At 68.2% G+C, this 23,794-nt stretch carries 19 protein-coding genes and 3 tRNA genes; 6 read left to right on the top strand and 16 right to left on the bottom strand.

Annotation, left to right across the window (positions count from 1 at the left end; all coding sequences use genetic code 11):
* Nucleotides 1-11: 11 nt before the first annotated feature.
* The 12 genes from CW348_RS03940 to CW348_RS03885 form a co-directional block, all read right to left on the bottom strand.
* On the bottom strand, nt 12-626 hold the full coding sequence (locus tag CW348_RS03940; protein ID WP_011293086.1) for a TMEM165/GDT1 family protein: 615 nt from the start codon (nt 624-626) through the stop codon (nt 12-14).
* 519 nt (nt 627-1,145) lie between these two features.
* Nucleotides 1,146-2,216: a UDP-N-acetylmuramate dehydrogenase gene (locus CW348_RS03935; RefSeq protein WP_011293087.1), complete on the bottom strand. Its 1,071-nt coding sequence runs from the start codon at nt 2,214-2,216 to the stop codon at nt 1,146-1,148.
* A gap of 74 nt (nt 2,217-2,290) precedes the next feature.
* Entirely contained in the window at nt 2,291-2,716 is a 426-nt protein-coding gene (locus CW348_RS03930) for a MaoC family dehydratase (RefSeq protein ID WP_011293088.1), read from the bottom strand.
* A gap of 16 nt (nt 2,717-2,732) precedes the next feature.
* Complete coding sequence (locus CW348_RS03925) at nt 2,733-3,191, bottom strand: MaoC family dehydratase N-terminal domain-containing protein (RefSeq protein WP_011293089.1); 459 nt, start codon at nt 3,189-3,191, stop codon at nt 2,733-2,735.
* A 212-nt stretch (nt 3,192-3,403) separates the two neighbouring features.
* Complete coding sequence (gene rpmG / locus CW348_RS03920) at nt 3,404-3,568, bottom strand: 50S ribosomal protein L33 (protein ID WP_011293090.1); 165 nt, start codon at nt 3,566-3,568, stop codon at nt 3,404-3,406.
* An 83-nt stretch (nt 3,569-3,651) separates the two neighbouring features.
* Nucleotides 3,652-3,724 (bottom strand) — tRNA-Met (locus tag CW348_RS03915).
* Nucleotides 3,725-3,827: 103 nt separating this feature from the next.
* Nucleotides 3,828-3,903, bottom strand: a tRNA-Thr gene (locus CW348_RS03910).
* Nucleotides 3,904-4,134: 231 nt separating this feature from the next.
* Nucleotides 4,135-6,222: an ATP-binding protein gene (locus CW348_RS03905; RefSeq protein ID WP_011293091.1), complete on the bottom strand. Its 2,088-nt coding sequence runs from the start codon at nt 6,220-6,222 to the stop codon at nt 4,135-4,137.
* A gap of 171 nt (nt 6,223-6,393) precedes the next feature.
* Nucleotides 6,394-10,740 (bottom strand): TIGR02680 family protein, encoded by a 4,347-nt coding sequence (locus tag CW348_RS03900; protein ID WP_104612671.1) that lies wholly within the window; start codon nt 10,738-10,740, stop codon nt 6,394-6,396.
* Between the two features lie 145 nt (nt 10,741-10,885).
* Nucleotides 10,886-12,094 (bottom strand): TIGR02678 family protein, encoded by a 1,209-nt coding sequence (locus CW348_RS03895; protein ID WP_011293093.1) that lies wholly within the window; start codon nt 12,092-12,094, stop codon nt 10,886-10,888.
* A gap of 65 nt (nt 12,095-12,159) precedes the next feature.
* Nucleotides 12,160-12,867 carry a DUF2397 family protein gene (locus CW348_RS03890; RefSeq protein ID WP_011293094.1) on the bottom strand — a complete coding sequence of 236 codons (708 nt, stop codon included), beginning with the start codon at nt 12,865-12,867 and terminating at the stop codon, nt 12,160-12,162.
* Nucleotides 12,868-13,093: 226 nt separating this feature from the next.
* Nucleotides 13,094-13,176 (bottom strand) — tRNA-Tyr (locus CW348_RS03885).
* 233 nt (nt 13,177-13,409) lie between these two features.
* Between CW348_RS03885 and CW348_RS03880 the strand changes: the two genes are divergently transcribed.
* Nucleotides 13,410-13,907 (top strand): YajQ family cyclic di-GMP-binding protein, encoded by a 498-nt coding sequence (locus tag CW348_RS03880; protein ID WP_011293095.1) that lies wholly within the window; start codon nt 13,410-13,412, stop codon nt 13,905-13,907.
* Nucleotides 13,908-13,988: 81 nt separating this feature from the next.
* Here the strand turns inward: CW348_RS03880 and CW348_RS03875 are convergent, their stop codons facing one another.
* The gene (locus CW348_RS03875) at nt 13,989-14,852 is read right to left on the bottom strand and encodes a M48 family metalloprotease (RefSeq protein WP_016189251.1); all 864 of its coding nucleotides are present in this window, start codon (nt 14,850-14,852) and stop codon (nt 13,989-13,991) included.
* Between the two features lie 547 nt (nt 14,853-15,399).
* Between CW348_RS03875 and CW348_RS03870 the strand changes: the two genes are divergently transcribed.
* The 4 genes from CW348_RS03870 (at nt 15,400) to CW348_RS03855 (ending at nt 19,757) form a co-directional block, all read left to right on the top strand.
* A complete protein-coding gene (locus CW348_RS03870; protein ID WP_104612670.1) occupies nt 15,400-17,253 on the top strand; it encodes a 2-oxoacid:acceptor oxidoreductase subunit alpha in 1,854 nt (617 codons plus the stop codon).
* The gene (locus tag CW348_RS03865) at nt 17,243-18,301 is read left to right on the top strand and encodes a 2-oxoacid:ferredoxin oxidoreductase subunit beta (RefSeq protein WP_016189252.1); all 1,059 of its coding nucleotides are present in this window, start codon (nt 17,243-17,245) and stop codon (nt 18,299-18,301) included. Before CW348_RS03870 ends, CW348_RS03865 begins: the two co-directional genes overlap by 11 nt.
* A 126-nt stretch (nt 18,302-18,427) precedes the next feature.
* Entirely contained in the window at nt 18,428-19,093 is a 666-nt protein-coding gene (locus CW348_RS03860; RefSeq protein ID WP_016189253.1) for an SDR family oxidoreductase, read from the top strand.
* Between the two features lie 160 nt (nt 19,094-19,253).
* A complete protein-coding gene (locus CW348_RS03855; protein ID WP_287462819.1) occupies nt 19,254-19,757 on the top strand; it encodes a hypothetical protein in 504 nt (167 codons plus the stop codon).
* Between the two features lie 308 nt (nt 19,758-20,065).
* Here the strand turns inward: CW348_RS03855 and msrA are convergent, their stop codons facing one another.
* Nucleotides 20,066-20,734 carry a peptide-methionine (S)-S-oxide reductase MsrA gene (gene msrA, locus CW348_RS03850; protein WP_011293101.1) on the bottom strand — a complete coding sequence of 223 codons (669 nt, stop codon included), beginning with the start codon at nt 20,732-20,734 and terminating at the stop codon, nt 20,066-20,068.
* Between the two features lie 74 nt (nt 20,735-20,808).
* Here msrA and rarD point away from each other — a divergent pair, with 74 nt between their 5' ends.
* Nucleotides 20,809-21,747 (top strand): EamA family transporter RarD, encoded by a 939-nt coding sequence (gene rarD, locus CW348_RS03845; protein WP_011293102.1) that lies wholly within the window; start codon nt 20,809-20,811, stop codon nt 21,745-21,747.
* 69 nt (nt 21,748-21,816) lie between these two features.
* Here rarD and CW348_RS03840 read toward each other — a convergent pair whose 3' ends face one another.
* Together CW348_RS03840 and CW348_RS03835 are read right to left on the bottom strand one after the other, a co-directional pair.
* A complete protein-coding gene (locus CW348_RS03840) occupies nt 21,817-22,563 on the bottom strand; it encodes a YsnF/AvaK domain-containing protein (RefSeq protein ID WP_011293103.1) in 747 nt (248 codons plus the stop codon).
* 168 nt (nt 22,564-22,731) lie between these two features.
* Nucleotides 22,732-23,736, bottom strand: a complete 1,005-nt coding sequence (locus CW348_RS03835) for a polyprenyl synthetase family protein (RefSeq protein ID WP_011293104.1) — start codon at nt 23,734-23,736, stop codon at nt 22,732-22,734.
* Nucleotides 23,737-23,794 lie beyond the last annotated feature (58 nt).

The raw sequence follows: 23,794 nt of genomic DNA, 5'->3' as shown, positions 1-23,794 counted from the left end.
GGGCCCTCTCCTCAGGCTGTGGACAGCACGAGTTGGCCGAGCCCTTGGACCACCATGACCAGGCCGGCGAGGAAGAACAGGGTGGCCGCCCCGATCCGGATGACGTGCTCTGGAAGCTTCTTCCCCAGCAGCGCGCCGAGCGCGATCCCGAGAGCGTCCGCCGCGACCATGCCCACGGTGGAGCCGATCCACACCGCCAGCCACGACAGGGGGATGCCCACGTGGTCTGCGCCGACGGTGACCGTGGCGAGCATGGTCTTGTCGCCGAGTTCGGCGAGGAAGAAGATCATGGCCACGGTGAGGAACACGGAACGGGTGGGCCGTGTGGCCGCGCGTGCTTCGTCAGCGTCGGTGAGTTCGTCGCCGCGGAGGGTCCACACTCCGAAGCCGAGGAAAGCCAGGCCGGCGATGAGGGACAGCCAGTCGTGGGGCAGGGCCATGCCCAGGATCTCGGCGAGCAGCACGCTGATGCCGTGGACGACGACCGTGGCCGCGGTGATCCCCAGTAGGACGGTGCGGATCCGGTAGCGGCTGGCCAAGGACATCGCCACCAATTGGGTTTTGTCCCCCATTTCGGCGACGAGGACCACGGCCGTGCTCATGCCCAGAGCACCGAGAAAAGCCATTAATTCCGCCCCTCATTTTTATTTTCGGGAAGAAGAAAGGTGAATACCGCTCTTCATCCCGAAAACACCCGAGCATTCGAGGGGTTTGTCCGCTGGAATATACACCCGCGTGATCCAGGCCACTCCTGGTGAGAGCCGGTGGAGTGCCCACGCAGCGCAAGGACTACTCCCCTCTGCACGGCATCCACCGTAGTGAAGAGAATTCGAGAGGGCAATTCATTGGAATGGCTTTTTTAAATCGGGCCCCAGGCAAACAAAAGAGTTCGGTGCGCCTTATTTTTCTTTTGGCTCAGGCCAAGAGATGTGTTGGTTTTATCGCCCGTGGTCGGGGGGTGCAGCGGGGGCGCGGAGGCGGTCTGCTTTCTGTCCGCGGCAGGGCAGGGGGTGTCCTGGGGTCAGGGGAAGACCACGGCGGGAAAAGGCCGCGGAGCAGAAAGCCTCGAGGGGGAAGTGTCCGCGGGCAGTCAGGAGCGGCCTGGCGGCGCGCTGCCGCGTCCGCCTGGCCGCGGTGCTCCCCGTTCAGAGGGTGACGCCGATCATGACCGGCTCGTTGACCAGCGTGATCCCGAATACGCGGGCCACGCCCGCGCGCACTTCACGCGCCAGGGCCAGCAGGTCGGCGGTGGTGGCGCCGCCCCGGTTGGTCAACGCCAGCGTGTGCTTGGTGGAGATGCCCACCGGTCCGGTGCCGTACCCCTTGGGGAAGCCCGCGCGTTCGATCAGCCAGGCGGCCGACGTCTTCACGCGGCCGTCGCCATCCGGGTAGGCGGGTGGGGTCACCTCCGGACCGAGCACTTCCGCGACCCGCTGGGTGAACCGAGCGAACTCGTCGGCGGACAGGATCGGGTTGGTGAAGAACGATCCTGCGCTGCGCGTGTCCGGGTCCGCAGGGTCGAGCACCATGCCTTTGCTGCGGCGCAGGGACAGCACGGCGTCGCGGACGTCCGCGAGCGGTACCTGGTCGCCTTGGGAAACGCCGAGGCTGCGGGCTAGTTCGGCGTACCTGATCGGACGGCTCAGCTTCGACCGGGTCAGTTCGAAGACCACGTCGCACACCACGTAGCGGTCGCGGCCCTTGAAGATGCTGGTGCGGTAGGCGAACCCGCACTCCGCGGCCGAGAGCACTCTGGTGCGGTCTGCTGCGCGGTCGTAGACCGTGACTTCGACCACGGTCTGGCTGATGTCCTGGCCGTAGGCGCCCACGTTCTGGATGGGGGTGGCGCCGACCCGGCCGGGGATACCGGAGAGGGCTTCCACTCCGGACAGTCCCTCGTCTACACAGCGGGCGACGAAGGAGTCCCATTCCATCCCGGCGTCAACGCGCACGCGGACGACGGTGTCGTCGACTTCGGTGTAGGAGAGGTCGGAGGAGTCCACCTGGATCACCGTGCCCGCGAACCCTTCGTCGGCCACCACCAGGTTGCTGCCGCCGCCCAGCACGAGCAGCGGGTCGCCGCTGCGGTCGACGTCCCGCACGGTCGCGATCAGTTCGTCGGTGCTGGCCACGGAGCAGAAGCGTGCGGCGGGGCCGCCCAGCCCGAGCGTGGTGTAGTCGGCGAGCGGCACGTTGCGGGCGAAGCTGGTGGTCACGGGTGGCACCTCTGTGGGTCTGGGAGCGGAAACCTCCTGTGCCGCAGCCTGGTGCGGCACAGGGCCCGGAACAGTCAGGGCAGGCGCACCACGGCGGTGGAGCGCGCCAGGACCTTGGCGCCGGCGGAACGGGCGGTGATGGTGACGACAACCTGGTTGTCGTCGAGCTTCTTCGTGACGGTTCCGCCGACCACGAGTTCGGCTCCCTCGTCGTCGTCCGGGACGACGACAGGAGCGGAGAAGCGGACCCCGTACTCCACCACCGCGCCAGGGTCGCCGACCCAGTCGGTGATGACGCGGCCGGCCTGGGCCATGGTGAACATGCCGTGCGCGATCACACCGGGCAGTCCCACGTTGCGGGCGACCCGGTCGCTCCAGTGGATGGGGTTGAAGTCGCCGGAGGCTCCGGCGTAGCGGACGAGGTCGCTGCGACGCACCCGGAACGTCCGCTCGGGCAGTTCCGTGCCCACCTCAACGTCGGCATACCGGACAGTGGTCATCTGGGCTGCTCCTCACTCACGTCCCGGACGGTGCATCGCCGCGTACCACGAGCATGGTGACCGAGGTGACGACGTGTTCCCCGGCCGTGGTGGCGATCTCGCTTTCCAAGGTCAGCATCTCGTTGCCGGCCAGGGATTTGATGTCGGTGATCGTGGTGCGGCAGGTCACCACGTCCCCGGCCTGGAGGGGGCGGCTGTAGCGGAACCGCTGGTCCCCGTGGACCACCCGGGAGAAGTCCAGGGCCAGTTCAGGGTCGGCGATAGCCTGCCCCGCACCTTCCATGCTCAGGATGATGGGGAAGGTGGGAGGCGCGATGACGTCGGTGTACCCGGCTTCTTTGGCGTGGGCAGGATCGCGGTAGAGCGGGTTCGGGTCCGAGATCGCGTCCGCGAACTCGCGGATCTTGACCCGGGTCACCTCATAGGGCTCGGGGAGCTCGTATGCCCGTCCCAGATAGTCGCGGTTGATCGCCATCGACGTCCTTCACTTGTCACACCGTGGGGTCTCATCATGCCGGGTCGTGCCGGAACTGGGACAGGGCCAACACACCGGTAGCCCAGTGAGCGGGCAGGCTCACTGGGCTACCGGGAAGTCCAGACCGCGTCCGGTCGGAATCTGAAGATCCACCACGACCGCTGCTGGGCCGCGCTCCACTGTTGAGCGCTGGCGGCCTGCGGGATATCGACCTAGCGGGTTTCCCTGTGCTCCCGATGCGTACGGCAGTTGGGGCAGTACTTCCTCAGCTCGAGGCGGTCGGGAGTGTTCCGACGGTTCTTGCGGGTGATGTAGTTGCGGTGCTTGCACTCCTGGCAGGCCAGGGTGATCTTCGGCCTCACGTCGGTGGCAGCCACAGTGGAGTGCCTTTCTCACTGAGCGACAACGGACATTGAAAAAACCCGCGTTCGTCCCCGGTTTCCGGGGGTCCCGCAGGTAGTAGCGGAGGCCGGACTCGAACCGACGACACAGCGATTATGAGCCGCTTGCTCTACCGACTGAGCTACTCCGCCTTGAATCGAGAATCCGGTCCACCAGCAGCGACACCGGCTCTTGACCTGGCCGGCGAGTGGCCTGTCTGACGACCGACCACGTGCGTGGACCGGACCTCAATCGTGGAGCCCCTTTACGGAATCGAACCGTAGACCTTCTCCTTACCATGGAGACGCTCTGCCGACTGAGCTAAAGGGGCACGCTCTGTTGGCTTCCCCCTTTTGGGGTCCGCCCTTCGCGTTGATTCGAATATACATCGCTTCCGGGGTGCTCTGCCAACTCGAAGCCCGGCGCACTGCTCTCGAATCTCGCCGCGGCCAGCACCCTAGGCGCTGCCCGCCCTCTCCCTTCTCACTATATCCGCAGGTCATCGGACGTGTTACCGGGTCTATGGACCGCTCATCCTGGAGATCAGGTTCCATCTCGGAGATCAGTGCGGGGTCACCCAGACGTTCGACAGGGCGTCGCGGTGGATCGTCCGGATATCCGCAGGCAGGTTGAGGCGGCGCAGCGCATCAGGCAGGCGGGTGTCGTGGGTGAAGACCACGAGCTGCCGGTGACGGCCCACCTCCGCCAAGACCGTGGCCAGTCCCTCCACGGTCTCGGTGTCCATCGCCTGCACCGGGTCGTCGAGCAGCAGGAAACCGAACGGGTTGCCCGGCACCAGGGTGCGGGGCAGGCAGATGGAGAGCGCGAGGGCCTGGAACTCGCCCTGGCTGAGCAGCCCGGGAGCGCTGTCCGGCCCGTCGATGCCCTCCACGCTCACGTCGACCGCGACGCGGCGCTGTGCTCCCCGGCCCACCAGGCGCAGCGCTGTCAGGTCGATGTGGCGCTCCTGGCGGAGCTGCGCCCACACCTTCTCGGCGTGGGCGGCCAAGGGAGTGAGCCGTTCCGCGCGCATCTCGCGAGCGACCGCGGACAGCCAGTCCAGGGCCCGGCGGGCGGGCTCCAAGCGCTGGCGCGCGGTGAGGGCCTCCCGTGCGTCCTCGAGCCAGGCGCCCAACTGTTCGGCGAGGCCCGCCCAGCCGTCAGTGGGATCGGTGAGCTGCTCGGTGGCGGCCTTGCGCGCGGCGATCGCTGCGGAGCGCAGCCGCCGCCCCACGGTTTCCAGGTGGTTGGCCAACTGGGTGAGGTCGGTGATCTCCGCCCCGGCCGCCCACTCGGCCCAGATCTGGCCCAGCTCGCTCTCCGGCGGCAGCCACGAGGGCGGCGGGGCCATGAGGAACCGGGCTTGGTCTCGGGCGGTTTCGGCCCGCTGGTAGGCGTCTGCGGTGCTCGCGGCGATGGGTTCCAGTCGGGCGATCTCCGCGCGGACGCGGTTGACCCACTCCGGGCCGAGCGCATTGGGGGCGCCGCAGGTCAGGCAGTCGGTTTCAGCGGGGTAGCGCTCGTGGTGGTCCAGTGCCTGGCGGAGCAGCTCCACCAGGCTGCGTGCCCGGTCCCCTTTGGTCCCCGCGGTCATGGCGAGCTCCATCGCGGCGCCGCGCAGCTCGCTGGCCACGTCGTTGATGAGGGAGCGTTCGGGCACTGCGAGACGGCGCAGGCGGCGGAGCACGACCTGCTGGGCAGGGTCGGCGGGCCCTTTGTCGGCGGCGATCGCGGCCAACCGGTCCAGGTCGAGCGAGGAGGAGGTCAGCAGTTCGACGGCGGTGGCGGCCCGGGGGTCGTTGCTGGCGCGCAGCTGGTCCAGGAGGTAGGGCAGGTCGTGGGCGGGGCGCTGGGTGGTTTTGGCGAGCCGGTCGCACGCTTTGGCCAGTCGGCGTTCGATCTCGGTGAGTTCGCTCAGTCCGAGCAGCGCGGTCAGCGTATCGTAGAGCTCGGCGGAGCGTCCCGTGATGGTGCGACCCAGTTCGTCGTAGGAGAGGAAGGGCCGGTACCGGGCGAGGTCCTCTCCCCAGCCGAGGCTGGCGAGGCCGCCGACGTCCCCGGTGGGCAGGACTACTTCGCCGCGGGCGGAGCGGACGCTCTCCCCGGTCCACACCCGGGTGACCCGGGTCACTCCTTCCTCGCCCACCCGCTGCAACTCGACAGTGATTTCCGTCACGTCGTCGCAGTGCAGGTTGCGCCAGCCGTCCCGCCACGCCGTGGGCATGGCTTCCCAGCGGAGGTTACGGCCGGTAAGAGCGGCCTCTACTGCTTCGGCGAAGCTGGATTTCCCGGATCCGTTGCGGCCCACGATCACGGTGAGGCCGGGGCCGGGCGGGAATTCGAGGGTGGCGGCGCGGCCGATGCCACGGAAGCCTTGGACACGGACTCGCCTGAGATAGCAGTGCCGGAGGTGCCGCGGCTGCGCCGGCGCCGGTCCGGAGGACGGGAGGGGGAGGTCGACTTGTTCCCCGCGCAGGCAGGCGGCGAGCGCGTCGTCACCGTGGATGGCGGCGAGGACCCATCGGCGTGCCGTGGGGTCCAGTGGCGACTGGGCCAACCGCTCCCCTAAGGCGTAGAAGGGGGAGGTTGTCGACCTCGGCTGTGAAGGCTCCGCTGTGAATCCCTGGGAGGTCGTCACCGTCGTCACCACACCTGCTCCGTTCGTGGCCTCGCCTGTGCAGATTAGGACATAGCGGGCGAATTTCCCATCGTGCCGCGGCCCCGTGCCCGGGAGCCGGGACAGTGGGCGGGAAACGCCCGCGACCCCGACTCCACGATCTTTCGCCCTCGCCCCACCACGGCAGGCAAGAAGCGATCTTTATCACACTCCATTGAGGCGGCGCCGTTTGCCGTCCCAGGTGAAGTGCAAGGTGGCGATCCCGGGTTCCGCCGGGTCGCGCAGGCATTCGTAGATGTTGAGCTTGGGGACGTTCGGGAAGCAGCCCCAGACGCGCTCCGAGGTGAGCATGAAGTCGAGGTCGAGTTCGACGAGCATGCCCAGCAGACGGCCGTGGGTGGGTTCGTCGACCTTGGCGAACGCGTCGTCGAGCAGGATCAGCCGGGGGGTCTGCGGGGCGTGGACGGCGAGCGCGCTGAACTGGGCTGCTGCCGCAGCGAACAGCACCAGGTAGGCGATCACCCGCTGTTCGCCCTGGCTGAGCGCGGTGCGGTGGGTGAGGCGCCGCTCCCGTTCCGGGTGGGCGGCGTCGGTGACGTAGACGGTGAAGGCGAACCAGGACCGGTAGTCCAGCGCGGCGCGCAACTGTGCGCTTCCGGTCGCTGTGGGGTCGAGGCGGCGGATCGCCTCGATGCAGCGGCGCAGGGCGTCGCGGAGCCGGGTGGTCTCCACGCGGGTGCGCTCCTCGGCCGGGCGTTCCAAAAGCGGCACCACCGCGTGGATGTCCTCGTCCGCATCAGGAGCGAGCGTCCACTCCAGACGCACCCCGAGACCTTGGGAGGTGGTGACCTCCCCCAGGACGCTGTTCATCGCGTCGATGAGCTCTCGCGCCTCGCTGATCTGGCGGGACAGGTGTCCCGCAAGCTCCCCGAGGAGGTGCCGTTCGTAGGCTTCCTCTTCGCGGGCCGCCACGGTCTCTTCCGCTTCGGTGATCCGCGTGCGCAGCCGCTCGGCGTAGTCGACGATGTCGTGGGTGCCGTGATCGTCGTGGACGGTGACCCGTTTCACCCCTGCGGGTTCGGTGAGTTCGGTGCGGGCCGCCACGGCGGGAATTGCGGCGAGGCCGCGGTGCAGCTCCTCGTGGCCGCGCAAGATGCCGCTGTCGTCGACATCCGTGTCGCTCTGGTCGAGTCCGGACTCGATCGCGCTGATCAGCGTGTCGAGGACGCGGATGCGCTTGGTGAGGTCGTCGCTGCGCTCCGGGTCGGATTCCGCTGCATCGTAGGCGGCCAGCGCTCCCTCAGGTTCAGCGAGTTCACGGAGTCCTGCCGCGGCCAGCAGTCCCTGGTCGACTTCCCCGGTGGGGGTGGCGAGCATGGCTCGGAGCCGCGCTCCGGCGGCCAAGGCACGGTGGGCCTGTTCGGCGCGTTCCACCGTGGCAGCGCTGTGGCGGGTCTCGACCGCGACCCGCTCGTCCCGGATGCGTTGGGCGTCCCGTTCGACTGCGGGCAGGGCCTCGTCCGCGGTGTGGGCGCGGGAGCGCACCTGTTCGATCGCGTTCTCGATCTGCGCCGGGTCGGCGGCGCTGGCCCGGTCGGTGAGCTCGGTCTCGCGCCGAACGGTGATCATGTCGTTGATGGCGGCGCTGGCCGCGTCCTCGGCGACGATGCGGGCTTCCCGGGCCCGTTTCCAGTCGGCGACGTGGCGCCGGTAGTCCTCGAGTCGTCCGGCGAGGATCTCCAAGTCCCGGTGGGCCGCGGAGATCTGCACGCGCAGCGCCCCCAGGGCCCCGCGGATCCGGGCGAGCTCCTCGTAGTGGGCGGGGAGCTGGTGTTTCAGGGCGAGCTCGGCCAGCGACGCCCGCTGTTCGAGGGCGGCGCTGCGGGCTGCGTCAGCGGCTGCGCGGGCCGCGGCGTGGGCGCGGACGGTCGCGGCGAGCCAGGTGCGGGCCTCGTCCAGCACGGCCCAGGCCGCGGCAAGGTCGGCGCCGGAGGGGACGGACCGGTTGATCCGCACCAGGCTCTCGTAGCGGTTGTCGATCTCGGCGCGGCGCTCCTGGGCTTCGGCGAGCAGCGCCTCCGCCATTTCGATGCGCCGTTCAGCTTTGGCCCGGTGGCGTTCGAGCGCCTGGGCGCGGGCCTCCTCCCCGATGTATTCGGCGGTGGCCTTGTGGTGGCGTCCCCAGGCGACGCCGAGCCGCCAGCGCCCGTCGAGGGAGACGTAGTTCTCTGCTCCGGAAGACGCGTCAGCGGGCTGGAACCAGGACGATCCGTCTCCGGATGGCGCGGGGGATTCTTCGTCGCCGAGCAGGCGGATGGAGGAGAGCAGTGCGGTGACCGCGGCACGGTCGGCTTTCACGGACTCGTCCTCGACCGGAACCAGAGCGTCGGCCAGGGTACGGCCGCTGAGCGCCGCGGTGGGGCTGAGCAGCAGGTCCCTAGTGTCGTGGTCGACGACTGTCCCTTCGGGGGTGATAAGTCCGACAAGCAGGCCGGAGGCTTCCAGAGCGGCTTCGAGCCCGGCCCGCTCCTCAGGGGAGAGATGGTCGGCGAAGTCGACCGCGCGGTAGAGGGGAACGCCGGCGTCAGCGTCCCGTGGGGCGGTGGCCCAGGCCGGACGAGGCGCGGTGACGGGGGCGGTCTCGTCTGCGCGGCGCTCCGCGAGTTCCGCGAGTTCCGCGGCGAGGTCGTGCTCCTCGCTGAGGGCTGCGTCCCGGGTGTGGCGCACCTGGGCGAGGAGCGGTTCAACGACCGCGTGGGCCTCGTGGAGCACGGTTTCCGGCAGATCCGCGGACAGGACGCGCAAGTCTTCGTCGAGCGGAGGCTCGACGCGCTGTTCCAAAGCGTCCAACGCCCCTTCGATGTCGACGTCGTCCGGGGCAGCGGCGCGCAGGGCGTTGCACCATTCACGGACGGCGGCAGCGTAGTCGTCGCTGGCTTCGCGGACCTGGTCGATGGCGGAGCGTTCCCGTTCCCGGGCTTGTTCGACGTGGCTGTCCGCCCATTCCGCTTCGCTGGTGAGGTCGGCTTCCCGGCGTTCGGCCGCTTCCAGTTCCAGGGCGCGCTGGTAGAGGTCGTCGACGAGGGTTTCGCGCTCGGCGGCGGCAGCGTCGGTGTGGGTGAGCCGGTCGTGGAGGTCGGCGAGCCGTCGCCGCAGCGCGTCTATCTCGAGTCCCTGAACCGGGGGGCGTTCCACGGCCTGCTCGAGCCCTTCAAGGTTGACCTGGGTGACGCTTTCCCGGGGGGCGAGGGTGACCCGGACCGGCTGGGGGACTTCGCCGAGGCGGGCAGGGTCGATGCCGGAGGCGCGCGCGGCGTCGCGGAGACCGAAGTGAAGGCGGCGCAGTCCCCCGATGCCGCGTTCGATGGCGGCGCAGTCGCGGTCGATGCGGTGGTGGGCCTGGGATTCCGCGGAACGGGCGTGTTCGCTGGCGACCCAGGCGGCTTCGGCGGCGCGGATGTAGGCGGCTACCGCGGCGTAGCGGGCTTCGCGTTCTCCCCGGCTCAAGGCCTGCCGCGGGTGCGCGGCGCTTGCGGTGAGGGTCGCCGCGTCCGAGTGTGCGGTGTCCCGGGTGCGGCGCAGGCGGTCGCGTTCCTCTTGTGCCTTGCTCTCCGCGGAGACGAGGGTGTCGAGTTCGGCTTCGAGCCGGGCGAGTTCCGCGTCGCGTTCCTCGAATGCGGTGATCTGCTCGCGTACCGCCGCGGCCTGCTGGCGTAGGACGCCGTGCAGGTAGCCGCGGTAGTCGGTGAGGAAGGCGGTGGCGTGCTCGTGGGCGGTGCGCAGCGCGGTGAGGCGGGCGCGGGCGCTTTCCAGGTCGGCGATGTTGCGGGCGACCTCGTCGAGGACGGCGTCGTCCATCGGGGGGAGGGCTTCGGACAGTACGGAGACGAGTTCGCCGGCTTCGAGGCGTTCGCCGACGGTGGGGCGGCGGAGCCGGTAGAGCAGGTGGATGAGGTTGCGGTACCGCATGGGGTCGTCGAGGCCGAACAGGTCGCGCATGACCCTGGTGCGGTAGCCGAGGGCGGTGTCGTAGCAGTTGTCGGGGCCGACCGCGGCGCGGAGGCGTTCGATGGGCAGCGGGCGGCCGCCCTCGATGAGGGTGAGATCGTCGCCGACGCGGCGGTCGGTGACGAAGAAGATCGGGCGGGCGTCAGGCTGGTCGGGTACGGCGAGGACTGCGGCGCCGAGGGTGCGCCGCTGCGGTTGGCCGTCGTCGCCGCGGCGGGCGAATTCGACCCACAGGTAGCCCAGCGTGGTGGTGTCGGTCTGGGTGGCGGTGGTGTCCCCGGTCTCGGTGGCGGTGCGCCCTTCCAGCATGAGCCAGCGCAGGCTGGTCCGGCTGGTGCCGGTGGTGTCGAGACGGCGGGCGTCTCCGTCAAGGAGGAAGGGCAGCAGCATTTCCAGGGCTTTGGATTTCCCTGCCCCGTTACGTCCGCGCAGGAGCAGGCGCCCGTCCCCGAATTCGAAGATGTGGTTGTCGTACTGCCAGACGTTGTGGATCCCGGCACGTTCGAGCCGGTAGCGCTTGGGGAGGGTGGTGTCCTGTCTCATCGGCCGTCCTCCACTCCGTACCGCTCGTCTTGGGGCCCACCGTGCCGGATAGGCAGGGCTCCGGGGATGGGGTCATTGTCCCGGATGCAAGAGATGATCGGGAATGTCTCTTTTGTCGTGCGGGTGGTTGTCGCACCGTGGTCGCTCATTCGGCATCGCTCCGGGCGAAAGCGGCGTCGCGGTAGCGTGCGGCGGCGGCGAGCAGTCGCCACCCTTCGGTCAGGCGTTGAGGCGCGTCGTCGGTGGTGACACGGTCGAGCAGTCGACTGTCGTGGAGCAGGGTCAGGATGCGTTCGGCGAGATCGTCAGGGTCGGGGACGTGACTGTGGGCAGTGTGTGACCACTGGTGGACGTTGTCAACGACCGCGGCGAGTTCCGTGTCGAGCAGCTCCGCGGGGATCGGAATCCCGTGGCTGAACGGCGGCGGGGCGAGCATGGTGACGAGGCGGGACAGCAGGACCAGGGCGGAGTAGCTCACCAGTCCTTTTCCGGGGAAGGTCGTGGGATGGACGGCTTCCCGGGGGTCATCCATGGCCTCTGCAGGCATGATCAGGGCCACGCCTTCGGCGCGGATCTCCAGGTCGCAGCCGAGGAGATCCGCGAGTTCCGCTGCGGCCCGCCACTGGTGGCGGGCGAGCTGGACCCGGTGGACCGTGCTGAGCTCTTCCCGGTAGACGACCGGGGTTTCCGCGAGCAGGCGGCGCAGGGTGAGTTCGGCGGCTTTCTCGTCGGAGGAGACCGAGTCGCGTTGGACCAGGTTGACGAACTCCTCCGGGGTGGCCGTGTGCGGGATGTGGGCGAGCAGGTGCGCGGCGATCCCGTGGTTGACGGCCAGGGCGACTTCGCAGGTGCCGTCCCTGGCGTAGTCGGCGAGCCGTCCCCCGGTCTCGGTGAGCACCCCCCATCCGACGAGTCTGGTGAGCCCGGCGACGAAAGCGCGGCGCTCCCCCAGCCTCGCTTCGGGGTCGAGGGCGAGCCCGGCCTCCTCGGCAGCGGCCCGCACCCCCGCAGCCAGCTCGGCGACGGTGGTGCGCGGACCTGCATCGGGCAGGGCCGCGAGAGTCAACGCCATATAGGTGTAGGCGCGCGGGGTGAACGGCGCGCCGCTGTCGCGGAGCAGTGGGGTGGTCACCGTGTGGACCAGCCCGGTCTTCACCAGCCTGGCGTGGTCGTCGGCGATGAGCAGCTCGTAGCCGAGCACGCGCCGGAACTGGCGGACGAGCCAGTCGGAGTGGGCTTGGACGAGCGCGAAATCCTCGGGATGGCTGTGCACGGTGATGAGGGGGTCCGCCAGTAGTCGGCGGGCCGCAGCCTGACGCTCAATGGTGAGCGCGATGTCCTCCTTCGCGGCCACGTTCTGGCGTCACCTTCCTGGTCGGGGTGGGAGTGCTTGCGAAGACAGGAGCGGGTGGCGGCTGCTTACACCGCGAGGTTGTCGGCGTCGTCCGACCCACTCATTGCCGGGACGGGGGTGTGGGGCTCCGTGTCGGTGTCCGCTACGGCGTCGCTGCCGTGCTCGGGTTCGGTGCGGGCGTAAGGGGTGGCGCACAGCCGCAGCCCGGTGAGGGTGAGGTCGCCGCCGTCCTCACTGAGCACGAGGACGGCATCGGCATCGTGGCGCACATGGAGCCGGATGTCGAGTTCGAGGTCGCCGGCACTGACTGGGGCGGCCGTGGCGTCGCCGGAGCCGAGGGCACGGGTGAGGAGCTCCACGAGCACTCCGAGCGCCGCCTGGGACAGGGTGATACGGCCGGTGCGGGGCGTCAGTTCGGCGAGACGGGACCGCACTTCCTCAGCAGCGGAGCGCCGCCAGTGGGCCGCGGCTTCTGCGGTGTCGCGGAGGCGCACCTGTTGGGCGCTGTGGTCTTCTGCCGGGGCAAGAGCCCCTCCTCGGGCGGGGCGGACCGCTGACGTGTCCGCGGGGGGAACATCCCACCAACTGGCGGCCACTGCGATGGTCTCCTCGGTGCTGCCGCTGAGGTGCCGCGCGGGGTAGAGGGAGAACGCGGCGGTGAAGAGGCGGTGGGCCGTGGCCGCGTCGGCCTGGTCAAACCAGGAAGCCAATCTGAGCACGGCGGCGCGCCCGTACGGCGGTTTCGCGCGTCGGTCTGCTGGCTCCCGGATCACTGAGTCACCCACATCACAGCAGACTAGAGATTTCCCGGGGCGGTTGCCTCCCGAATCCGCTGAGATCTGGCTCGCTCCCCGCGATACGGTCGGGAATTCCACCGGGCTCAGGTGTCTGCCAGAGGTGCCGGGATGCACCGGCCGGAGAGCGCTGAACCGTGCCCGAAGACGGCAAAAGCGGCCTTCTTCCAGGGTTGTCCCTGGTGAAGACCGCTTCTGCGACCTGTGGCAGGTGTAGGGTTCGAACCTACGTAGGCTAACGCCGGCAGATTTACAGTCTGCTCCCTTTGGCCGCTCGGGCAACCTGCCTTGGGCGTGGTGGCCTCTGTGACCTCACGCATGAATGAGGATAGCGGACAGTGGCCCAGAGACGAAATCGAATCCCGCTTCCCTCGCGCTCTGGGATATTCGGAGAGGCTCCGGGCTAAGCTCTGTCACTGCTGCGGCTGGGCCGTGACACCACTGCCCGGCCCGCCCTGATCGCCGTCTACCGGCCGGACCGAGAGTCTCTGGCCCAGGAAATGTGGGGGTTGCGAGCAGACGTGGCTGCCGAATCCAGCTTCGACATCGTCTCCAAAATCGATCGGCAGGAGGTGGACAACGCAGTCAACCAGGCCAGCCGGGAACTGTCCCAGCGTTTCGACTTCAAAGGGACAGGGTCGACCATCTCGTGGGCCGGTGAGCACGCGGTAGAGATCAAGTCCAACTCGGAGGAACGGGCGAAGGCGGCGCTCGACGTCTTCAAGAGCAAGCTGGTCAAGCGCGGTGTGTCGCTGAAGATCCTGGACGTGCCCGAGACGCCGAAGGTGTCCGGCAAGGAGTACCGCCTGCCGATCACGCTGAAGGAAGGCATCAGCCCGGAGAACGCCAAGAAGATCGCCAAGATGATCCGAGAGGAGTTCCCCAAGGGGGTCAAGGCCCAGATCCAGGGTGATGAGCTGCGGGTCAGCTCGAAGAAGAAGGACGACTTGCAGGCGGTCATCGCCATGCTGAAAAACAGCGACCTGGATGTGGCGCTGCAGTTCGTGAACTTCCGCTAGGCCCCGGTGCGGACCGAGCCGGATAGGCAGACGCAGGGGTGTCGGGGCCGCGGTGTAGTGCACCGGCTCGGGCACCCCGAGTTATTCACAGTTCCACCGCTGAGCGAGGGCATGGAGCCGGCGGATGCGCTCCCGGGTCGGCGGGTGCACCGCGAAGATCCGCCCTTCCCGCTGGCCGGCGAAGGGGTGGGCGACCATCAAGTGTGCCGAGGTGAGCAGCCCCCGGTGCACGGGGAGCGGGTGGACGCGGGAGACGACTTCGATCCGGTGCAGGGCGTTGGCCAAGCCGATAGGGTCCCCGGTGAGGCGGGCAGCCGCCTCGTCCGCCGCGTATTCTTGGGCGCGGCCGACTGCGGCGCGGATGACCGCGGCGGCGATCGGGCCGACCACGAGGAAGAGCAGTCCTTGGAGCAGGTCGTGCCCGTCCTCGTCGTCAGAGTCGGCCAAAGGCAGCAGCAGGGACAGCGCGGTGAGGGACGTGATGCTCAACGCGAGCATTGCGGCGACCGTACCCACGATGGTGTCGCCTTTGCGCAGGTGGGTGAGTTCGTGCGCGATGACCCCGCGGAGTTCGCGCTCGTTGAGGAGGGACAGGAGCCCGGTGGTGCAGCACAGTGCGGCGCGGCGGCGGTTCCACCCGGTGGTGAACGCGTTGGGGGCTTTCGTGGGCGACAGGTACAGCCGAGGCATGGGCTGGCGTGCCTCGGTGGCGAGCTCACGGACGATCCGATACAGCTCGGGCTGTTCGATTTCGCTGACGGGGCGGGCATGCATCGCCCGCAGCGCCATCGTGTCGCCGAAGAGGTAGATGAGGCCGTTGACGAGGGCGACGATGACGATCCCCAGCTTGATTCCGGTGATCCCTCCGCACACCCACCCTAGGATGATCAGCAGTATGGAGAGACCGACCACGAGCGCTGTTGCGCGGAGCGCGTTGTGCCGCACGCCCACTCCCCTCCATGCTCGGATGGCCCTGCCCACCTGCTCGGTCAGTACACCGTGACCAACGTCCAGACCTTGCTGCGACGTTCCCCGGACCAGGGGAGGAAGGGGCGTCTTTCTGCCCACCCCACCCCCAACGCGCAAACTATGATCATCTATAGTTTTTCTGTGATCTTCACTACTCGTCGTCCCAGCAGCGGGTGCACCCTCGTCCGGCGACGGCATGTGGACCTGCTCAGGATCAACGGCGGTCTGTGTCGCCCCTGACACCGGGGCCACAGCCGAAGACGGCGCCATCGACCTGGCCCGCCACCCCCAACCCCCATCCTTGTGACATGTCTCTGTTCCCGGTACGCGTAGGCTTCTCCTCCGAAGCCTAGAAGGCAAGTGCGGCCACGGCAGCGTCGCCGACCGCACTTGGGGTGACCCTTCACCCCGGGACAGCGACTGAGCCGTGACGAACCCAGCCACTCCTCGCCACGGTGAGACTGAGGCAACCCCAAGCCGCCGCGTGCAGCGTGGCGACTTCCTTAGGAGGTCGGCGATCTCAGTGCCCAAAGAGATCCAACAACTCGACCGTGTCATCATCCGTTTCGCCGGAGACTCCGGTGACGGTATGCAACTGACCGGCGACCGGTTCACTCAGGAAACCGCGTCGTTCGGCAACGACCTATCTACCCTGCCGAACTTCCCGGCGGAGATCCGCGCCCCGGCTGGGACCCTGCCCGGTGTGTCCAGCTTCCAGCTCCACTTCGCCGACCATGACATCATGACCCCGGGTGATGCACCCGACGTGCTGGTCGCGATGAACCCGGCGGCGCTGAAGGCGAACCTGGAAGACCTGCCCAAGGGCGCCACCATCATCGTCAATACCGACGAATTCACCAAACGCGCGCTGGCCAAGGTCGGCTACACCACCAACCCCCTGGAAGACGGGTCCCTGGCCGACTACAAAGTCAGCCCGGTGCCGTTGACCTCGCTGACGGTCAAGGCGCTGGAGTCCTTCGACATTTCTAAGAAGGACGCCGAGCGAGCCAAGAACATGTTCGCTCTGGGGCTGCTGTCGTGGATGTACAACCGTCCGACCGAGGGCACCCTGAAGTTCCTGCAGACGAAGTTCGCGAAGAAGCCCGAGATCATGAACGCCAACATCGCGGCGTTCAAAGCGGGGTGGAACTTCGGCGAGACCACTGAGGACTTCGCGGTCTCCTATGAGGTCAAACCGGCAGCCCTGCCCGCCGGCCGCTACCGTAACATCACCGGGAACCTGGCGCTGTCCTACGGGTTGATCGCCGCGTCGAAGCTGAGCGGTCTGCCGCTGTTCCTCGGCTCCTACCCGATCACTCCGGCCTCGGACATCCTGCACGAACTGTCTAAGCACAAGCGGTTCGGTGTGCGCACATTCCAGGCCGAGGACGAGATCGCGGGTGTGGGTGCCGCACTGGGTGCGTCCTTCGGCGGCGCTCTGGGGGTCACCACCACGTCGGGTCCCGGTATGGCGCTGAAGGCCGAGACGATCGGCCTCGCGGTGATGACTGAACTGCCGCTGGTGATCATCGACGTGCAGCGGGGCGGCCCGTCCACGGGCCTGCCGACCAAGACGGAGCAGGCCGACCTGCTCATGGCGATGTTCGGGCGTAACGGCGAGTCGCCGCTGCCCGTGCTGGCGCCGCGTTCGCCCTCCGACTGCTTCGCGATCGCGATCGAGGCAGTGCGGATCGCCACCAAGTACCGCACGCCGGTCATCGTGCTGTCCGACGGCTACCTGGCCAACGGTTCGGAGCCGTGGCGGATCCCCGAGCTTTCGGAGCTGCCGAAGCTGGAGGTGGCGTTCGCCCGGGAGCCCAACGGCGAGAACGGCGAGTTCCTGCCGTACCTGCGCGACCCGGAAACCTTGGCCCGTCCCTGGGCTGTGCCGGGCACGCCGGGCTTGGAGCACCGGGTCGGCGGTATCGAGAAGAGCGACCGCACCGGTGAGATCTCGTACGCTCCGGCCAACCACGACCTGATGGTGCGCACCCGCCAGGCCAAGATCGACGGGATTGCGCGCGACATCGAACCGCTCGAGGTGGACGACCCCACGGGTGACGCCACCGTGCTCGCGCTCGGCTGGGGCGGCACCTATGGGTCGATCGCGACTGCGGTGCGCCAGGTCCGCCGGACCGGGGCCAAAATCGCCCACGCCCACCTGCGCCACCTCAACCCCTTCCCCGCCAACCTGGGCGAGGTGCTGAAGCGCTACGAGCGGGTGGTGGTGCCTGAAATCAACATGGGCCAGTTGGCTCTGCTGCTGCGCAGCCGGTTCCTGGTCGACGTCATCAGCTACACCAAGGTGCGTGGTCTGCCGTTCAAGTCCGACGAACTGGCGGGCGTGTTCCAGGAGGTCATCGACCGTGCCGAGTGAGAAGAACGGAGCCGTGTTCCGCGGTCTCAAGCTGGTGCCGCGCAGCGACACCACCTACAAGATGAAGGACTTCAAGTCCGACCAGGAGGTGCGCTGGTGCCCCGGGTGCGGTGACTACGCCATCCTCTCGGCCTTCCAGGGCTTCCTGCCCGAGCTGGGAGTGCCGCGGGAGAACATCGTGGTCATCTCCGGTATCGGCTGCTCGTCCCGGTTCCCCTACTACCTGTCCACCTACGGGATGCACTCGATCCACGGGCGCGCCCCGGCCATCGCTACCGGGCTGGCGGCTTCCCGATCGGATCTGAGCGTGTGGGTGGTCACCGGTGACGGCGACGCCCTGTCGATCGGCGGCAACCACCTCATCCACGCGATGCGCCGCAACGTCAACCTCAACATCCTGATGTTCAACAACCGGATCTACGGGTTGACGAAGGGCCAGTACTCGCCCACCTCTGAGGCGGGCAAGATCACCAAGTCGTCGCCGATGGGGTCGCTGGACAACCCGTTCAACCCGGTGGCGTTGGCGCTGGGTGCCGGGGCGACGTTCGTGGCGCGCACCGTGGACTCGGACCGCAAGCACCTGACCGAGGTGCTGCGCGCCGCCGCGGACCACCCGGGGACCTCCTTCGTGGAGATCTACCAGAACTGCCCGATCTTCAACGACGACGCGTTCGCCCTCGTGAAGGAGCCTGGCGAGCGAGACAACCGGGTGCTGCGCCTGGAGCACGGCCAGCCGTTGAAGATCGGCGAGGACCGGGGCGTGGTCTTCGGGGAGTACGGCCGGTTGACCGTGGTCGACCTTGCTGACGTGAGCGAGGACCAGCTCGTGGTGCACGACGCCCACCGGGCTGACCCCTCCTACGCGTTCGCTCTGGCCCAACTGGACGAACCCGCGTTCGAACACGTGCCGATCGGCGTGTTCCGTGACGTGGAGGCCCCCACCTACGAGGAGGCCATGGCCGAGCAGATCGAGCAGGCCCGGGCCACGCAGGGTGAGGGTGACCTGATGGAGCTCCTCGCGGGAAGCGACACCTGGACCATCAAGTAGTCGCGGTTTCCCGTGTGTGGGCGCGCATCCGTGCGGTGCGCGCCCACAGGCGTTTAGAGGGCCGTGCCCGCCTGCTGTGCCGGGGATGCCGTCGAGTGCGCCATGCCGCGTACTAGCCTTTCGGTCATGCGTATTGTCATCGCTGGAGGACACGGCAAGATCGCCCTGCGGTTGGCACGGCTGCTGGCCCAGCGCGGCGACACCCCGGTGGGCCTTATCCGTAACCCTGACCATGCCGACGATGTGCGGGCGGCCGGCGCGGAACCGGTCGTCATCGACTTGGAGGCGACCACCGTCACCCAGGTGGCGGAGAAGATGATGGGTGCGGACGCGGTCGTGTTCGCTGCCGGGGCTGGCCCGGGCAGCGGGGCCGCGCGCAAGGACACGGTGGACCGGGCTGCCGCGATTCTGACGGCTGACGCGGCGTCTCTGGTGGGGGCCCGTCGTTTCCTCATGATCTCCGCGATGGGCGTGGACGAGGGGCCTGCTCCGGATGCGGACCCGGTGTGGGCAGCCTACCTGCGGGCGAAGAAAGCCGCCGACGACGATCTGCGCGGGCGAAGCGAGCAGTTGGACTGGACGATTCTGCGTCCGGGGCGGTTGACGGACGACCCGGGCACGGGGAAGGTCCGGCTGGCTCCTAGCGGAGTGGGGCGGAGCACGATCTCGCGGGACGACGTGGCTGCGGTCCTCGTGGCGCTCTTGGACGCGCCCGGCACCATCGGCAAAGTGCTGGAAGTGGTTGGCGGGGAAACGCCGATCAGCGAAGCGGTCGCTGCGGTGAGCCGGTAGCAAGCGGGTGCGGTAATTGCTGCGAACTCTCGGGCTCTCTGGTGGCTCTCAAAAGGCAGAAAAGGCATCATGGTGAGGTAGTCCGCGTTCTCCGCACTCAGAGCGGGGAGGGTGACGGACGTGGAGCACCGCCCGTCAAGGGCAGATGGGGACGGTAGAGATGGGCGTCACACAGGTTGTGAGGGACAGCACTGTCGTCGAGCACGCCAAGGTGGCGGCGCAGCAGAAGCGGCGCATGTTCGTCGTGCAACTGCGCGTCAACGCCTACGACGAGCCTTCCAGCAGCGTCCGCCCCGGGTTGACCCGCATCCTTGAGGGGATCGAGGAAGCCGGATGGCGGTTGGACCAGATCTCCTACAGCCAGGACAGCAACGGGGACCCCGCCCAGTTGTGCATCTTCCGTCCCGCTGAGGAAGCTAAGCCGCAAGCCGAGCAGGAGCAGGCTGCCGCGGAGCAGGCCTCGCAACCGCACACGGGCCAGCAGCAGCCGCACACGGGCCAGCAGAAGCCTTACCAGCAAGACCCGTACGCCAATTACCCGTACCCGCACGGGCAGCAGGGCTACGGCCAGCAGCCGTACCCGGGCTACGGGCAGCAGGGCTACGGCCAGCAGCCCTACCCGTATGGCCAGCAGTACCCCGGATACGGCCAGCAGCAGTGGTGAGCTGCGGAGGGGACAGGGTCTGACCCGGCCCTGTCCCGCCGCGGCGGACAGGCCTGCCACGGGCCCCGCCTGTCGTCCAGGCCAGGTATCAGGCGCTTCCCGCCCCCTGCGCCGCGGGTTTCGCGGCGTTGCGAGCGCGGCGACAGCCCGCCCATGCCCGCCGTGTCACATCGGCGTTCCCTGATGCGTCCTTCCCCCTGTGGGCGCTGGCATCTTCGAAGCGTGCCTCGCCTGCGCCGCTGCACCGTGTCCGGGTGAGGTCCCTGGTGTGCCGGGTGTGCTGCGTGAGGCGCTCGACCCTGCGGGCCTCACCCGCTGGTGCGGGCCACACCGACCGGGCAGGTAGCGCCGGTCCCGCTCACCCCGCAGTAGCCGTGGGGGTTCTTCGCCTCTGACAGGTACTGCTGGTGGTAGGGCTCGGCAAAGTAGAACGGGGTGGCTGGAACGATCTCGGTGGTGATAGGCCCGTATCCCATTCGGGTCAGCACCGGCTGGAAGGCGTCCCGGCTGGCTTCCGCGGCGGCCCGCTGCTCCTCGTTGTGGTAGAGGATGATCGACCGGTACTGGGTGCCCACGTCGTTGCCTTGGCGCATGCCCTGGGTGGGGTCGTGGTTCTCCCAGAACACCTTGAGCAGGTCGGTGTAGGAGATGCGTTCGGGGTCGAACACGACCCGCACTACTTCGGCGTGCCCGGTGCGGCCGGTGCAGACCTCTTCGTAGGTGGGGTTCGGGGTGTAGCCGCCCGCATACCCGGCGGCCGTGGTGATGATGCCGTTCTCGGCTCCCAGCCGCCAGAAGATGCGTTCCACCCCCCAGAAGCAGCCCATGCCGAAATCGGCGAGCTGCGCGTGTTCCGGGTAGGGCGGAGCAAGCGGGGTGCCCAGCACTTCGTGGCGTTCCGGGACCGGCATCGGCGTGTCGCGGCCGGGCAACGCCTTGGCCGGGTCGACCATGTCTGTCTTCACAAAACCGAACATAGTTTCAGGCTATCTGCGCTGGATGGCGGTCGTTCGGATACAACGCGGCGAATCTTTCTCGTAATCTGACCCCTATGTCTGATTTCCGCAAGGGTGTGCTCTATGGCGCCAGTTCGTACTTCATGTGGGGCTTTCTGCCGCTCTACTGGCCGCTGCTGACCCCGCCTGCCACGGCCTTTGAGGTCCTCTTACATAGGATGATCTGGTCATTGGTTGTCACGCTCGTGGTGCTGCTGGTGCAGCGGAACTGGCAGTGGATCCGCGGCGTGCTGCGGAGCCCGCGGCGCCTGCTGCTGCTCCTCGCCTCGGCCGCACTCATCTCCCTGAACTGGGGCGCTTTCATCACCGCCGTGACGACCGGGCACACCCTGCAATCGGCACTCGCCTACTTCATCAACCCGCTGGTGAGCGTGGCGCTAGGGCTGCTGGTGTTCAAAGAGCGGCTGCGCCCAGGCCAGTGGGCCGCACTGCTGCTCGGCGTCCTCGCCGTAGCCGTGCTGACCGTCGACTACGGCTCCCTGCCTTGGTTGGCGCTGGCCATGGCGTTCTCCTTCGCCGTCTACGGCGCGCTGAAGAAGTTCGTGGGCTTGGACGGGGTGGAGAGCCTCAGCGCGGAGACCGCGGTCCTGTTCCTGCCTGCGCTGGGCGGCGCGGTCTACCTGGAAGTGACCGGTACCGGCACCTTCACCTCGGTCTCCCCCCTCCACGCGTTGCTGCTGGTGGGCGCCGGAGTGGTGACCGCGGCGCCGCTCATGCTGTTCGGCGCGGCAGCGCACCGCATCCCGCTGACCCTGGTCGGGCTGCTGCAGTTCATGGTTCCGGTGATGCACTTCCTCATCGCCTGGCTGGTCTTCGGGGAGGACCTGTCACTTGGCCGGTGGATCGGGTTCGCCGTGGTGTGGACCGCGCTCGTGGTGTTCGTCGTCGACATGCTCCGCCACGCACGCCACACCCCCCGCCCTGCCCCGTCAGCCCCTGTCGCTGAGGAAGCCGAGGAAACTGCGGCTAGTTGAGACGGGAAAGGCGGCTGCCTTTGAGGCGGCAGCCGCCCGTCCGCGGCGTCCCCTTTCACAGGGGGACGCTCACGGTCCTTCCTCTTCCTCCTCTTCGACTTCGAGGTGCTCCTTGCGGAGTTCGCCCTTCACCCGTTCCGTGTCGGTGACTTCTTCCTTGGAGATGCGCACCCTCTCCACGGGGACTTCTTCTTTACCGACCACCGCACGCTCTTCGTGCAGGGTGATCTCCTGATCCTGCTCGCCGATCCGGTCCGTCGCGGCGGCCTGCTCTTCACCGGTCACGGGTTCCCGCTCGATGCGGAGCTCCTCCCGGCGCACCGGGACGTCCTGTTCGAACTCTTCGCGCTCCACGGTCTTGTGGACGCGGGCGTGACCGCTCTCGGTCCGTTCCACACCGATCCGGGCGCGCTCCTCGGAGACCGTCATGGACGTCTCCTCTTTCTGCTGGGCGCGCTCCTGCTCGGCAACCCCCTCGACGTCGCCGCGCGGGCCCGGGACCTTAGGCCGCACCCCGTAGTGCTCGTAGAGCTGGGCTTCCTGCTCCGGAGAGAGGTGGCCGCCGGTCTCGAACCGGGGCGAGTCCTTGATCATCTTCTTGGAGAAGGGGACACGCAAGTCCTGCTCGGTAACCTCGGCTCCAACCAGCGGAACGAAGCTTTCCTGGTGGCCGAACATCCCGGTATGGACCGTCACCCACGTCGGTTCTTGGGTCTGGTCGTCGCGGTAGACCTGTCCGATCTTGCCGACACTGTGGCCGTCCTGGTCGATCAGCTTGTGTCCGATCAGTTCCTGGATTCCAAGCCGGGGTGCCATGCGAATCAACTCCCTTGTTGCCGGCGCCGTAGGCGACCGTTCACCGCGCTGCCGCACCGGCAGGACAGCGGTTAGGGATCGGCTACCCGGCTCCCCCGGAGTGATCCGCGATATTGCCCGACATATACCTAGAAAAGGGCATAAAGTGACCGACTGGACGGCTCCGGATCAGCCCTTCCGGTTGACCACATAGTCGCAGATGGCCAGGAAAGCGGTCTTGGCCGGGCATTCCGGCAGGGTGGCCAGCTCCGCTTGGGCCCGCTCCCCCCAGGCTGCCAAGTCCGCCCGCGCCTCGTCCATCGCCGGGTGGGCGCGCAGCAAAGCCAAGGCCTCCGCGGCCTCCTCGTCGTTCAACGGACGGCCCAGCAGAGACCGCAGACGCGCATGCTCGGGCTCGGTGCCCTGCAGCGCGTACAGCATCGGCAAGGTCAGCACACCCTCCCGCAGGTCGGTGCCGGGCGTCTTCCCGGACTCCTCGGTCTCGCTCGCCACGTCCAGGATGTCGTCCGACAGTTGGAAGGCCATCCCCAGCGCGTCCCCAGCCCGGGTGAGTGTCTCCACCACCTCGGGGTCGGCGTTGCCGACCATCGCACCGAACCGGGCCGACGAAGCGATCAGCGACGCGGTCTTGTCCGCGATCACGTCGAGATAGTGCTTCATCGGGTCGACGCCGGGGCGGGGCCCCGCGGTCTCCAGGATCTGGCCGCGCACCAGACGGCCGAAGGTCTGCGCCTGCAGCCGGACCGCCTCGGTGCCCAGATCAGCGAGGATCTCGGAGGCGCGCGCGAACACGTAGTCGCCGGTGAGGATCGCGATCGTGTTCCCCCAGCGCCGGTTGGCGCTGGGACTCCCCCGCCGCAGCTCGGCCTCGTCCATGACGTCGTCGTGGTACAAGGTGGCCACGTGGGTCAGCTCAACCACGGCCGCGGCCGAGACGAGGTCGGGGTTGGTTGCGTCGCCGAAGCGGGCAGACAGCAGGACCAGGATGGCGCGGAAGCGCTTACCCCCGGCTTCCAGCAGATGCGAGGCTGCTTCCCTGAGCAGCGGGTCGCTCTCGGCCACCGCGTCGCGGAGCACCTTCTCGACCTGCTCCAGCTCTGCCTGGATCTCCCGGGCGAGCGTTTCGTCAATACTCGGCAGCGTCAAAAACCCGCTCGGGACAGCACCGCTCACCTGAAGCTCCACCTGTCAGCAGGGCGCGCGATACTTCACGAAAGCGAAGTACCGCGCG

Source organism: Thermobifida sp. (assembly GCF_017577275.1).
GTDB lineage: Bacteria > Actinomycetota > Actinomycetes > Streptosporangiales > Streptosporangiaceae > Thermobifida > Thermobifida fusca.
Note: the sequence above shows the minus strand (reverse complement) of the source record. Positions and strands in the feature narration are given on the sequence as shown.